The sequence below is a fragment of the Youngiibacter fragilis 232.1 genome (assembly GCF_000495435.3).
GTDB lineage: Bacteria > Bacillota > Clostridia > Clostridiales > Clostridiaceae > Youngiibacter > Youngiibacter fragilis.
The window spans coordinates 1-13,155 of record NZ_AXUN02000001.1 but is presented as its reverse complement, the minus strand read 5'-3'; the positions used below and the strand labels follow the sequence as shown (position 1 = coordinate 13,155).

Below are 13,155 nucleotides of genomic sequence, written 5' to 3'. Positions count from 1 at the left end.
AAATATGTATGATTCCTAACCCCACATGAGCCTGCCTGTCATGTACTTGGAGTTTGATGTGCTCATGGTCTCGTTCACCTGCACAAGGTCCCTTATGAGCTCAGGCAGGAAGTTGTCGAACTTGACCTCCAGCACGCATTTGCCTTCACCGTCCTCTATGAGGGATAGGTTCTCCGAGAAGAAGTCCGTTACATCCCTTGATGTCCTGATGTTGCAGTCAAGGGTCACCCTTACGTTTCCAGGCCTGAAGGTGTATGCCTCCCTATCGTAGATGACTATCGACTTCGGTTTCAGGAACTTTGTCCTGGACTTCATGTAGAAGTCGAGAAGAAGCTGGTCCTCCTTGTCTTTCAGGAACTCGAAATCCCCATTGATGATAGATTCCGCTTCTTCCCTTGTGAGCCTGGCGCTCAGCTTATAGCCCTTGGAACCTTCCTTCACCTTCTTCTCCAGCCTTATGAAGCTCTGGTCATGGTTATAGTACCTTATCCTGAACTTCTCACGTGAAGGTGCCCCGTCTATCTTTTCCCTGAGCGCCTCATCATACAGGGAATCAAAGTAAAGGCTCCTTATGACATAGGGCTTCCCCTTCGAGTTCTCATCCATTTCAAGGATCCTAGCCAGCCTTGCGCTCAGCGATGCCCTTGCCGACTGCGATATTATGTGCTTGTACTCGTTCCTGTAGCACCTTTCTTCCACGGCCTGTCCCTCCTTTCCTTCTCTATGATAATTCTACGCTTCGAAGGCACAGTGAATCCCCGTAAATATTGCGTAAATCTCATGTAAAATTCCCGCAAAACATTGAATTGCTCCAGAATATTAAAAGGCTGCACCCAAAGAGGATGCAGTCTCCAATTCCCATATGCGTTAATACTCTCAGATTGATCCTGAACAGTATCTCCTTAATTTTTCTTTCACTGTCTCTTCACTGTGCTTAGGAATATCGTGAACACAGTACCTGTCGGACCGGTCTCTACCTCGATCCTTCCTCCGTAGGAATTCACTATGGACTTAACGATGGAGAGCCCTATCCCATGTACCCCGTTCTCGCCCTTGTAGAACCTGTCGAATATCCTCGGAAGCTCGTCCTCCTTGATCCCCTTGCCGTTGTCAGCGACAGATATGACTATCCTTCCGTCCATCTCCCTGCAGCTTACCCTTATCTCATCCTTTGCATACCTTACCGCATTTGAAAGCAGGTTCTGGAATGCCCTCTCTATGGATTTCTCGTCATATGTGAACATGACGGGCTCATCCTGGAAATCATAGCGGACGTTTATGCCATTCCTCTTAAGGAGAGTGGAATACCTCTCTACAGTATAGGAAAGCGTCTCCCTCAGGTCATTCTCTGACTGCTCCATGTCCCTTGACCTGGCCTCAAGCCTTGAAAGGTATATGATGTCCTCGACGAGCTCGGACAGCTTGTCAGTCTCCTGCCTTATTAGGGCTGATGCCCTGTCCTTGTCGAGAAGGTCATGCTCTATGCCTTCCGCGTTGTTCTTGATGATCTGGAGAGGCGTCCTCAGCTCATGGGATACGTTCTGGAAGAACACCCTCTGCTCAGTATCGTACTCCTCGAGTTTCCTTGTCGTGTCGTTCATGACGTTCTTGAGGTCATGGAGCTCCAGGTCCTTGAAGTCCTCGTCGAGCTTCCCGTAGTCCCCGTCACCTATCCTTCTGGCAAAGCTTGACAGGTGCTTTATGGGACCTGTTATCCTCGCGGCTATCATGCTGGCGGCAAACAGCGCCCCTGCAAGGGCCACAAGCATGGTTATCCATAGGAGCCTGCTGAGGTTGGTCTCGAGCTGGTACATGTCCGTCATGTTGATGTAGAAGACCGCATAGCCTCCCGGAAGGTTCCTGCTGGCCACCGAAGTATAGTAGAAAAGCCCGGATTCCGTCTCTACCTTCCTTATCTCGTCGGATGAAAGGTCAGGCTGCTCCGCCTTCAGCGCTTCCGTGAAGTCCCCGAAATCGTTGGAGCTTTCAAACGGCAGCGGCCTCTGTGTCGGGAACAGCACCTCGTAGTCCTCTGACATGATGACTGCCTCCGCCTTTCCTGCAGGCTTCCTGTCATCCTTTTCAGGGATGGTGCCACCTGTCTTCGGGTCCGTCCTCACATACTCCGTTGATGTTGAAAGGATCTCGTTCGCATTGTTCTCTATGTAGTTTGTTATGAGCAGCTTGAATGCCGCGAAGACCGCCACAAAGGCAGCCACCATTAGCGCCGCCACCATCATGACAAGCCTTGTCCTTATGCTTCTTCTCCTGACCATCAGGTCATTCCTCCTTGAGAGTGAATCCAAAGCCCCACACGGTCTCTACCTTTACCTTCGAGCCCTGGAGCTTCTTCCTCAGTCTTCTTACCGTATCGTCGCACGCCCTTGTCTCTATGTCCTTGCCGTAGCCCCAGATCTTGTCCAGGAGCTCATCCCTTGACACAGCCCTGTCCCTGTTCTCGGCAAGGTAAAGCAGAAGGTTGTATTCGCTCGGCGTCAGGTCCACTTCAGACCCGCCTGCTGTAACCTTCATTGTCTTCCTGTTTATCGAAATGTCACCGAAGGCAACCTTTTCCTCAGTCTCCTGGCCCCTCCCATTCCTGTCAAGCTGGACGCGCCTCAGCATTGCCTTTACCCTCATTACAAGGGATATCGCGCTGAATGGCTTCGTGAAGTAGTCGTCGCTCCCGAGGTTTATCCCCGTGGCATAATCTATGTCACTGTCCCTTGCTGTAAGTATTATTATGGGGACTGAGCTTATGTCCCTTATCTTCTTTGTTATCTGGAAGCCTGTGGAGCCCGGCATAAGTACGTCCAGTATGCAAAGGTCGCAGGGCTCCTCAAGGAACCTGTCGTAAAGCAGGTCTCCGTTCATGAAGTCCTCAACCTGGTAACCTTCGCTTTCAAGGAAAGTCTTCACTGTTTCCCTGATGCCTGCCTCATCCTCGGCGATATATATCCTCTCGTTCATATCAAACACCTCTATTTGAGTATATATGATTTTGGATGTCCATGTTACGCAAAATCCACGAAAACGGGCAAGAAAAAAACGGTGCCTTAAGCACCGCTTCGGATCAGTCGATATTCCTTCCGTATAATATGGATGAGAAGAACATCCCGCTTATGCAGACATCCCTCGAGAGCGTACCCTCTTCATAGAAGCCGAGTGACTTGTAGAGCTGCCTGCAGGACTCCTGGTCCTCCCTGACCCTCAGGTTCAGCTTCCTTATGACTCCTTTTTCCTTGCATTCAAGTATGGTCCTCTGGATCAGCTCACGCCCAACGCCCATGTTCCAGTAATCCTCACGTATGGAGAGAGTAAGCTCACCTATATGCCTGAACTTGTCGGTTCCTGAAGATGCTACTATCCCGAGCCCTATTATGGAATCCCCGGATAATGCGAGCAGCACATGGTTGCCCCATCTTGACAGGTGCTTATCGAGCATACCGTCACCTAGCTCCAGCATGTTGTGCCACATGAGGTCACCGAAGGTCGTGGTCTTGCTGTCCCTTCCATTCTTAACAATATACCCTTTTATTGCATCCTTATCCCTTGATGTCGCTTCCCTGATTACCAGTTCCTGGATATCTGATGACAGTTCCATTTAAGTACACCTTACCTGTTGTTTTTACTAAATTATAGTGTTGTGTAAACGGTTTGTAAACATGGTTGATTCCAAAAAGGTACAATATCAAAAAAATATTTTTTAAAACTCAAAAATATATATATCCTGCTGAACTCATTCATATTCCCCAAAATCACATCATAATATGCATTACCAAACACCATGTGTATAAAATCCAAAACTAAAGCCGGCCATTCGACCGGCTTGTTTGACACTAAAATTTTACCAGGTAATAGTCAATCTAATCCAAAGGCTCATATCCGTCGGAAAGTGCCTTCAGGAACTCTACTATGGCGTCAACCTCATGCGGTGTAAGGCCAAGGCTGCCGAGCTCGTCCGAATTCATGGTTGCTGCATACTCAGGCTCTGGCCAGTCCCCTTCATCCCTTGAATTGTAGAATTCAACTATATCCTCCAGTGACTTGAAGTAGCCGTTGTGACCGAACGCCTTGACAAAACCCTCATATGGCCTGAGGTCTACGTTCCTTAAGGTCGGAACCTTGAACTTCCCTAGTTCAGGCTCATATACCTCTTCAGGGTACCCTGCAGCCATAAGGAAACCTCCCAATCCCACGTCTGTCCATTCTTCCCCGTCAGGATTCCACTTCTTCGGCATATCGTAGAACGGGTTGTCCTCATTTCTCGGGATTCCCAGGTTATCATATGTGAAGTCAGTGAACAGCGGCTGCTCCCCTTCAGAAATGTGGCATGCAGAGCACATTGCCTTTCCATTGAAGAGGTTCAGACCCTCAAGCTCAAGCTCTGAAAGCTCAGCTTCACCCTTTAGATAGAAGTCATATTTTGATGAGAAGGGATTTACCTCATCGCTCTTCTCGTATGCTGAAATGGACCTTGCTATACGCTCATAGGTTCCAGTAACATCCTTCTTGTAATCAAGGGAGCCAGATCCCCAAACCTCTTCAAAAAGGCCAGCGTAGTCAGACAGGGCTACCTTTACACAAACAGTCCTTGCGTTAGGCATAGCCTGCTCAAGAGGATTGAGGAACGGTCCCTGTGCCTGCTCGGCAAGGGGATCCCCCAGGGTCCAGCCTGTAGCCCTTCCGTCCCAGAACATTCCGCCTATCCAGAGTTCTTCAGTCTCGTCGAAATAGAGTACCGGGCTTTCACCGCCATAAGCTGCGGTCGGCGGCTTCCTGTTTCCGAACCTTGTTGATATTGCACCCGGGTAAACGACAGTGGTATCATTGACGATAGCGTCAGGTCCTGTGTATCCGACTTCAGGCGCATGGCAGGTAGCGCAGGACATCATTGAATTCGCGGATAAGTCAGTATCGAAGAAGATCATCTTACCTAGTGTCTCCATCGGCGTCAATGCACTTTGAACCTCCAGGTTAGCCGCAGCTGGTACGTCCGGCAGGACAATGAGAAGCGTCATGAGCGATGCAAGAAGCAATCTCTTCCGGATCTTCATGTCTAACCCCTCCTGACATTTTTTACACTTAGATTATACTATGCAATAAACTTTCTCTTGGTGAACCAAGGAATAACAAAAAGTGAATACTTTGTTCAGGATTTCTCAGATTTCAGTGAAAATAAAAACCCCCGCGATGCGGGGGGATTCCTTAGCTCCAGTTGTACTTTATGTTGTCCCAGATCATCTTGCCTGCCTTAGCAAGGCTTACAAGTCCGTAGACGCTGTTTGGTAGCTCTGAGCTCATTATGGTGAACACGAAGTCACCCTTCTGGAGTTCTATAAGGGTAGTGTCGTTTTCGACTCCGTCCATGTCGCCGGGCTTTGAAGCGATCCTCGACTTAAGTGGCTCTTCAATGTAGAAGGCGGTCTTTGTCTTCTTGTGCTGCTTCTTAAGTATGTCTATGAGAAGCTGCGAGTTCTCGTCGTTGATGTAGCTCCTGTTCTTCAGGTGCTTCCAGCACATGGAGAGGTCAAAGCTCGTTGTCAGGTTGATGACTGAGCCTGGCATGTCGTTCATCATAGTGTTCTTAAGGCCCATCTCCTGGATGTATGAATTGATGTTCCTGTATCCAAGAAGGGATACCAGCTTCTGGGTAGCCGTATTGTCCGAGTCCATGAGCATTACGGTTATGAGCTCCCTTATGGAATACTCCCTCTCAAGGAACTCCTTCAGGATACCGGACCCTTCAACCTTGTCCTTCTCCGTCACCATGACCATCTGGTCAAGTGAAAGCTTCCCTGTCTCGATTTCCTTCATTACGACCATCGCTACCGGAAGCTTCATGCATCCTGCAGAAGTCATCTTCACATGTTCGTTGTATCCGAAGATGTAACCGGACTTAAGGTCCTCAAAATAGAAACTGTATTTTCCAAGCCTGTCTTCAAGATATCTTTTAATCTCTTTCATACTTTTCAGCTCCATCTTTATTTTGAATCATATACATTCTATCACATAAGGGGATATTTATTAAGTGCTTAAGAAATTCTGCAACTTGGCTTGATGTGCTATAAGGGCGGTCCTAGAAGGACACGACCTTGAATGCGGCAAGCAGCACGAGGATTATTGATATCGCTATCCTGTATACTGCAAAGACCCTCATGGGCCTTCTCTTCACAAATCCCACGAAGCCCTTGACGCAAATGAGGGCTACTACGAATGCAACCACGAACCCCAGTCCGAAGGATACAAGCTCAGTTGACTGGAGGCTGCCTAGCCCGAACTCCATCTGGAACTTCACGAGCTTCAGGAGCGATGCTCCAAGCATTATGGGAATCGCAAGGAAGAATGAGAATTCTGCAGCAACTGAGGATGAAAGTCCTGATATCCATCCTCCCATTATTGTGGAAGATGACCTGGACATTCCCGGCCACATGGCAAGGCACTGGAACAAGCCTACCTTCAGAGCCTGCATTGGAGTGATATCCTCCACATCATGGGTCTTCGCCTTCCTCCTGAACCTGTTCTCGACAACTATAAGGAGCACGGCTCCAACGAAGAGCCCGATTATGACAGGTATCGGCTTGAACAGGTACTTGTCGATTATGTCCTCGAAAAGCACCCCGAGGATCCCTGCCGGTATGACGCCTATGACTAGAGCCTTGGTGAAGGCGATCCCGCGCCTTTCGCCTCTAAGGAGCGATATGAGGAGCCCCATGAGCTTGTTGAAGTACAGTACCACTATGGCAAGTATCGCCCCCAGCTGTATGACGACATTGAACATCTTGGTGAACTCGGTCTCAGGAAAACCTATCAGGTCTCCCACGATTATCATGTGGCCAGTAGATGATACAGGAAGAAACTCAGTTATGCCTTCAACTATCGCTATTACCACTGCCTTGAATATGAAATATATATCCATAAATACCTCCGGAATTTCGCTCCTTACATTATAATCCTGCAGTGAGCCCATGTAAACCGATGTAAGCAGACAATTCACTCCAATTTTATGGTTGTATCTCTCCGGCCAAGTGATATGTCCTGGACAAACCACGTTACAATCTGTTCATATTCCATCATTTAATTTAATAATGCCATTGGGGATATTTTGATATAATTAGCGTATAAATATTATTTCCCAAAATCGCTATCATTACAGGAGGTTCATCATGGAAAGCCTAATTAATTGGGGTCTCCTTCAGAAGATGGGGCCGGCCTCGAATCCAGGTATTGCAGGTCATGACACTGAATCAACCGAGATTATGGCAAAGCTTGCATCCTCCTTCGACCAGTTGGCAGGCTTTGGCACGCAATACACGACCAACCAGTGCAGCTCCCTGCCGCTTTCCACAGCTGATTCTGTCCTCATTGTCGGCTGCGGATCAGGAAGGCTTGCTCTCCCTGTCGCAAAGCGCGTAAAGAAGCTCACTGCCTTCGATGCGTCTGAAAGGATGCTGGCTGTCTGCAAGGACAATGCAAGGAAGGCCGAACAGGACAACATCATCTTCAGAAGGCTTGACTGGTCACTTCCTGAGCCCGGAAAGCCAGGAGAGAAGTTTGATGTGGTCATAACCACAAGGTCTGTCGGTTTTGAGGACATAAGGAAGCTGAATGTGCTTTCGAAAAAGTATGTCTTCGTCATCTATCCCTACGACTATCCTAACCTGAAGGATATCCAGAGCGAGATGCTTCTTGGGGTAAGGGGCAGGGAATCAAGGAAGGAGGAGGCTGCAGCCCATAGGATATATGGCTACAATACCATTTTCAACATGCTTTACGACCTTGGCCTTGACCCGGTAATGAGCCTTCTCAATGATGGCTTCGAAAGGACCTACATGACCAGGGAGGATGCTTACCAGGACCTCAGGAAGATCGCCCTCATGTCCCTCACGGACTTTGACAACCCACTCCTTGACGAGGAAGAGGAAAGGATATTCAGGAATAACCTGGAGCCCTATTTCTCCCTGGAGGAGGACGGAAAGGTTAAGTTCTTCAGGGAATCAAAGACCATGGTTATCGGCTGGAAGGCAAGGGAGATCTGATCTTGGCTGTTTCAGATGATTCTTCACAGTGAATGCTGAAGGCCCCGAATCGCTTCGGGGCCTTTTCATATCATCAGAACGGTCCAGCCATCCTTATGGTATCATCTGCATCGGGGAATCTCTTGAAATTCTCCTTGAATCTCTCGGCAAGCATCAGTGATGTCCTGTCATACTCTTCCGCATCTTTCCACAGCCTTCTCGGATGAAGGAGCTCCTTTGGTATCCCGTCCACTTCAGTAGGAATGTCCAGGTTGAATACATGGTCCTTCTCGTATTCCGCATCCTTGAGCCTGCCTTCTATGGCAGCCTCAACCATGAGCCTTGTGTACTTCAGCGGGACCCTTTTTCCCGTACCGTAGGCACCGCCGGTCCATCCCGTGTTGATGAGGTAGACATCGGTCTCGTGGGCTTCTATCTTTTCCCCGAGAAGCCTTGCGTATTCCTCGATCCTCCTCGGCATGAACGGTTCGCCGAACAGTGCTGAGAAGGTGGTTTCAGGATTGACTATCCCACGCTCGGTTCCTGCAAGCTTAGAGGTATAGCCTGACATGAAATGGTACATGGCGCCTTCCTTAGTAAGCCTTGATACTGGAGGCAGCACTCCGAATGCATCGGCAGTCAGGAACAGTATCGTCCTCGGTATGGACCCTGTGCCTTTCGACGAGGCATTGTCTATATATCCTATGGGGTATGTGCACCTTGTGTTCTCAGTGAGTGTCGCATCTGTGTAGTCAGGTTCGCCATTCTTGTTGACGACAACATTCTCAAGGAGCGATCCGAACCTTATGGCCTGGTAGATCTCCTTCTCCTTTTCCTTGTCGAGGTTTATGGTCTTTGCGTAGCAGCCGCCTTCGAAGTTGAAGACTCCGTCATCAGCCCATCCGTGCTCGTCGTCGCCTATCAGTATCCTTTTGGAATCAGCGGAGAGCGTGGTCTTGCCGGTTCCCGAAAGACCGAAGAAAAGTGCAGTATTGCCGCTTTCATCGGTGTTCGCCGAGCAGTGCATCGGAAGTATGCCGTCCTCCGGCATAAGGTAATTCATTACGCTGAATATGGATTTCTTTATCTCTCCAAGGTAGCAGGTCCCGCAGACGATTACCAGCCTCTCCTTGAAGCTTATGAGGATACCCGCCTCTGAATTCACTCCGTCCTCTTTTCCTGAAAGCATGAGGCTTGGAACTGCAACTACGGTGAAATCAGGCTTTCCCTGACGCCCATTGTCCTTTATGAAAATCTGGGTGGCAAAGAGTGCCTGTGCCGCATTCTCGCAAAGCACATCTATCTTCAGTGTCTCCTTCTCAGAAGCTCCTGCCCTCGCCTTGACAAGGAACATGTCCCTGTCAGCCATGTGGGCCTTTACCTTTTCCCTGATCCTTGAGAATGCTTCCTCAGAAAGAGGAAGGTTTGTCTTGCCGAAGGCCACAGTATCCCTGGTGGTCTCATCAAGCACTATGAACCTGTCCTTAGGGGACCTGCCCGTATATTTACCAGTCAGTACCAGAAGCGCTCCCTGTTCAGTGAGCTTTCCTTCCCTTCTCCTTACCGCGTCATTCACAAGCCTTGATACGGACCTGTTCTCCTTCAGCCTTCCTTCACCTATGGCTGAATATATGTCTTCGTTTCCCAAGATAATCCCCCCTGATTGGATTCATGCAATTTCTGATACAATTGTCATACAGGGAAGGATTTTTTGCAAGATATATTTCATATTTTGACGGTGTGAATGTCATTTTTCATTTATCCTTCATTTATCTGACAATATTTAATAAAAGTTTCGAAAAAATATGCCTTTTCAGCATGTTTTGCAGGGACCAAAAAAGTCCCGTCACGTTTTTTGATAAAAATAAGCCATTCCCCATGAATGCGGAATGGCCAGATTGATGATTTGTCATTATTGATGCGGCAATATTTTAGAATCGTCAAAATTCTAGAATGCTATCTTCAGTATCTCAAGTACATCCTCCTTGCCAAGCTTCTTGAGCGACCCAAGGCTTCCCTTCATGACCGCGTTCTCCGCCATGGGAAGGAGCATATCCTCAGTGAATCCCCTCTCCCTTAGAGTCACGGGTGCCCCTATGCTTCTCAGGAACACCTTGAGGGCTTCTATCGCATCAAGTGCCATTTCTTCAGCCGATGCCTTCTCGATTCCAAGCACCTTCTCACCGAACCTTGCGAACTTTTCAGGGTCTTCCCTGTACACGTACTTCATCCAGGCAGGGAATACGATCGCAAGACCCTCGCCATGCGCTATATCAGTGAAGGCTGAGAGTGAATGCTCGATCCCATGGGAAGCCCAGTCTCCTGCCCTGCCGAGGCCGTTGAGCCCGTTCAGGGCAAGTGTTGCCGCCCATGCCAGCTCAGCCCTCGCATCATAGTCTGACGGGTCATCAAGAAGTATCCTTACGCTGTCCATGGTCGTCCTCATTATCCCTTCGCTCAGCTCATCCTGCATCCTAGTCGAAGGTGTACCCCCGAAATATGCCTCAAAGACATGTGCAAGGGTGTCGCAGGCTCCGTTCACCGTCTGGTTTCTCGGAAGGGTCGCCTGGATCGAAGGGTCCACTATGGAGAGCCTTGGATAGAACGCCCTGGAACCCAGACCCCATTTCTTCTTCTCCTCCTCGTTCATGATTACGGAGTTATGGTTCATTTCAGAACCTGTTGCAGATATCGTAAGAACACCGTAGATGGGCAGCGCCTTTGTAACCTTTGCCTTGCCTTCATAGAGGTCCCATGGGTCCCCGTCGTGGAAGTATCCCGCAGCGCAGGCCTTGGCCGTATCGAAAACCGAGCCCCCTCCCACAGGAACTATCGCATCCACCTTCTCTCTCCTCATAAGGCCGACCGCTTCCCTTACCTTGGAAATCACAGGATTTGGCTTTACACCGCCAAGCTCCAGAAAATCTATCCCGTTCTCCCTCAGTGACCTTGTCACCTTGTCATATGTGCCGTTGGCGAATATGGAGCCCTTCCCATAAAGGAGCAGCACCTTCCTGTCGCCATAACCTGCTATGTACTTTCCTATGTTCTCTGCCGTGCCCTTTCCGAATACCAGCCTCGTCGGGTTATTGTAGTCAAAGTTCTTCATCCCTGTCCTCCCTTAGTATATCTATGAAGCTTTTTACAACTCTTGCAGTGAACCCCCATATGACATGTCCCTCGTACTTGTAGAAGTACTGGGTTGATATCCCTTTTGAGAATTTGTACTGCCTTCCGTTCTGTATCAGGTCATAGGGGAAATCATCCCCTATCTCAGGGCTTACATCCATGTCATAGCGCATAGGCTCAGTCTCCATGAAGAATTCCAGGGGAACCTTGAGCACAGAGTCCACCTCGAACGGACTGAAGAAGAAATCGGTTATCCTGGTTCTCGCAACGAATGGATACATTATCTGGCCGTACGGACTTATGAAGAAGTCCATGGGTCCGATCACCTCAATGTCATCCTCGGAAAGTCCCAGTTCTTCCCTTGTCTCCCTTATGGCAGCCTCCCTGGGGGTCTCCCCCGGGTCTATGCCGCCTCCTGGCAGACATATGTCACCTGGCTGCTTGATGAGGGTAAGTGCCCTTTTTTCAAGCACAAGCTTCTGCACCCCGTCCTCTTCAACTATGATCAGCATTACAGCTGATTTCCTGAACTTTCCTATCGCTTCAGGTACCCTGTCCCTGAAGATCTCCAATGGTCTCATTGAATCACCTTCCTCTACTCATAAGTAGATTATAGCAATATCAGGGAATTGGTGCACTTTTGTCCTGTGAACACAGTGTTAAGTTTTGGTGCAATGTTTGTCACTCTTTTTCTTCAATAAATCCCCCTCAGATGGTATTATATAATAAACAGATATATATGCTTTCAAGGGGGTCTCATGGGAACAAAACTTAAAAGGCTCACAGCCTCATTGCTACTGGTCCTGATGCTCATTCCTTCAATTGCCGCAAAGGCCGCGATGCCTGACATCAATGGCTCATCGGCCATTACATTCGACGTCCAGACAGGAGAGATCATATTCTCAAAGAACATCGACGAACCTATGTATCCAGCTTCGATAACGAAGCTGATGACTGCCCTCATACTCTCGGAGCATTATTCGAACAAAAAGTTCGACTATATGAAATATCCGAGGGAAGCAAGGCTCGAGGTTCCTTACTCGATGTACTTCAACCTGAAGCCCATTGCAAACAATGAAGAGATTTCTGCAGACGAGCTGATGCATGCGCTTCTTCTCGGCTCAGCGAACGATGCGGCAACCACGATCGCGATAAACATCGGAGAAACCGTTGAGGGCTTCGCCGAACTGATGAACAAGAAGGCCTCAGACCTCGGCATGAGGAGCACTCACTTCGTGAATGCAACAGGCCTGCACGACAAAGACCACTATTCAACCGCGTATGACATAATGCTGCTGCTCACCGCAGCCTACAAGGACCCTTGGATCAGCGAAGTTGCATCAATTGACACATATGTCCTCAAGACCAAGACCCAGACTCTTGGCACCGTCATAAGCAAGAACAAGAACATCGGACTTTCAGGGAATGTGTTCGGAAAGACGGGCTATACCGAAGAGGCCGGAAGATGCCTTGCCGCAGTCTATGTCATAGAAGGCAGAACCATAGGTACTGTCGACCTGAACTCAAAGAACGATGCAGGGAACACTTTGGTGTTCACAGACACGACCAGCCTGGCTGCGGCATCCGCAGCTGAAGAAAAATCAGTGAAGATCGCCCAGGGTCAGGAAGTCACCAAAATGAACCTCGAATACAGGATGTTCAGATGGATAGGTCCTGTCAAGAAACTTGAGGTTCCGGTGGTAGCAAAGGAGAGCCTCACCTACTATGCGAACGAGCTTAATGCCAAGGAAGCTATTCAGGACATTGCCCTCATGGACCTGGATCCTTTCAGCATAGATGCCGGTACTCCTGTAGGAACTGTATGTTAGAGCCGTAAAATTTTGACGTAGAGTAGCCATGCTTGCCTGTCCGTAAATTGACGGATATACTGGCAGAGAGGAAGAATTGAATAGAAAGGAAAGAACCCCTCCCTGAATTCCGCCTACGAAACTGAATCAGAGAAGGGTTCCCACTAAAATTAATTAGCATGGTTATTTTATCAGAATTC

General features: G+C 48.7%; 12 protein-coding genes. 2 read left to right on the top strand and 10 right to left on the bottom strand.

Translation table 11 applies throughout. The annotated features are described in order from the left end of the window. Positions 1–15 precede the first annotated feature (15 nt). The 7 genes from T472_RS00060 to T472_RS00030 all read right to left on the bottom strand — a co-directional run bounded on the left by T472_RS00060 (position 16) and on the right by T472_RS00030 (position 6,913). Positions 16–699 carry a polyphosphate polymerase domain-containing protein gene (locus T472_RS00060; RefSeq protein WP_023386892.1) on the bottom strand — a complete coding sequence of 228 codons (684 nt, stop codon included), beginning with the start codon at positions 697–699 and terminating at the stop codon, positions 16–18. Between the two features lie 215 nt (positions 700–914). Then, positions 915–2,276 (bottom strand): sensor histidine kinase, encoded by a 1,362-nt coding sequence (locus T472_RS00055; protein ID WP_023863191.1) that lies wholly within the window; start codon positions 2,274–2,276, stop codon positions 915–917. Positions 2,277–2,280: 4 nt separating this feature from the next. Beyond that, positions 2,281–2,970, bottom strand: coding sequence for a response regulator transcription factor (locus T472_RS00050; protein WP_023388897.1), 690 nt, complete (start codon positions 2,968–2,970; stop codon positions 2,281–2,283). 103 nt (positions 2,971–3,073) lie between these two features. Continuing rightward, entirely contained in the window at positions 3,074–3,604 is a 531-nt protein-coding gene (locus T472_RS00045) for a GNAT family N-acetyltransferase (protein ID WP_023388896.1), read from the bottom strand. A gap of 262 nt (positions 3,605–3,866) precedes the next feature. Further along, the gene (locus T472_RS00040) at positions 3,867–5,057 is read right to left on the bottom strand and encodes a cytochrome-c peroxidase (protein WP_023388895.1); all 1,191 of its coding nucleotides are present in this window, start codon (positions 5,055–5,057) and stop codon (positions 3,867–3,869) included. A 151-nt stretch (positions 5,058–5,208) separates the two neighbouring features. After that, complete coding sequence (locus T472_RS00035; protein ID WP_023388894.1) at positions 5,209–5,967, bottom strand: serine hydrolase; 759 nt, start codon at positions 5,965–5,967, stop codon at positions 5,209–5,211. 112 nt (positions 5,968–6,079) lie between these two features. After that, positions 6,080–6,913, bottom strand: coding sequence for an undecaprenyl-diphosphate phosphatase (locus tag T472_RS00030; RefSeq protein WP_500691686.1), 834 nt, complete (start codon positions 6,911–6,913; stop codon positions 6,080–6,082). A gap of 253 nt (positions 6,914–7,166) precedes the next feature. Between T472_RS00030 and T472_RS00025 the strand changes: the two genes are divergently transcribed. Further along, positions 7,167–8,039, top strand: a complete 873-nt coding sequence (locus T472_RS00025; protein ID WP_023388892.1) for a class I SAM-dependent methyltransferase — start codon at positions 7,167–7,169, stop codon at positions 8,037–8,039. A 73-nt stretch (positions 8,040–8,112) separates the two neighbouring features. Here T472_RS00025 and pckA read toward each other — a convergent pair whose 3' ends face one another. The 3 genes from pckA to T472_RS00010 form a co-directional block, all read right to left on the bottom strand. Then, complete coding sequence (pckA, locus tag T472_RS00020) at positions 8,113–9,666, bottom strand: phosphoenolpyruvate carboxykinase (ATP) (protein WP_023388891.1); 1,554 nt, start codon at positions 9,664–9,666, stop codon at positions 8,113–8,115. 300 nt (positions 9,667–9,966) lie between these two features. Continuing rightward, positions 9,967–11,127 (bottom strand): iron-containing alcohol dehydrogenase, encoded by a 1,161-nt coding sequence (locus tag T472_RS00015; RefSeq protein WP_023388890.1) that lies wholly within the window; start codon positions 11,125–11,127, stop codon positions 9,967–9,969. Then, positions 11,114–11,728, bottom strand: coding sequence for an NUDIX hydrolase (locus tag T472_RS00010; RefSeq protein ID WP_023388889.1), 615 nt, complete (start codon positions 11,726–11,728; stop codon positions 11,114–11,116). Before T472_RS00010 ends, T472_RS00015 begins: the two co-directional genes overlap by 14 nt. Before the next feature lie 177 nt (positions 11,729–11,905). Here T472_RS00010 and T472_RS00005 point away from each other — a divergent pair, with 177 nt between their 5' ends. Then, positions 11,906–12,976, top strand: a complete 1,071-nt coding sequence (locus tag T472_RS00005) for a D-alanyl-D-alanine carboxypeptidase family protein (protein ID WP_023388888.1) — start codon at positions 11,906–11,908, stop codon at positions 12,974–12,976. Positions 12,977–13,155: the final 179 nt, after the last annotated feature.

Excerpts from the sequence above, each read along its gene's own strand:
- T472_RS00055 (WP_023863191.1), bottom strand. The coding sequence starts at position 2,276 with ATGGTCAGGAGAAGAAGCATAAGGACAAGGCTTGTCATGATGGTGGCG.
- T472_RS00050 (WP_023388897.1), bottom strand. The coding sequence starts at position 2,970 with ATGAACGAGAGGATATATATCGCCGAGGATGAGGCAGGCATCAGGGAA.
- T472_RS00045 (WP_023388896.1), bottom strand. The coding sequence starts at position 3,604 with ATGGAACTGTCATCAGATATCCAGGAACTGGTAATCAGGGAAGCGACA.
- T472_RS00040 (WP_023388895.1), bottom strand. The coding sequence starts at position 5,057 with ATGAAGATCCGGAAGAGATTGCTTCTTGCATCGCTCATGACGCTTCTC.
- T472_RS00035 (WP_023388894.1), bottom strand. The coding sequence starts at position 5,967 with ATGAAAGAGATTAAAAGATATCTTGAAGACAGGCTTGGAAAATACAGT.
- T472_RS00025 (WP_023388892.1), top strand. The coding sequence starts at position 7,167 with ATGGAAAGCCTAATTAATTGGGGTCTCCTTCAGAAGATGGGGCCGGCC.
- T472_RS00015 (WP_023388890.1), bottom strand. The coding sequence starts at position 11,127 with ATGAAGAACTTTGACTACAATAACCCGACGAGGCTGGTATTCGGAAAG.
- T472_RS00010 (WP_023388889.1), bottom strand. The coding sequence starts at position 11,728 with ATGAGACCATTGGAGATCTTCAGGGACAGGGTACCTGAAGCGATAGGA.
- T472_RS00005 (WP_023388888.1), top strand. The coding sequence starts at position 11,906 with ATGGGAACAAAACTTAAAAGGCTCACAGCCTCATTGCTACTGGTCCTG.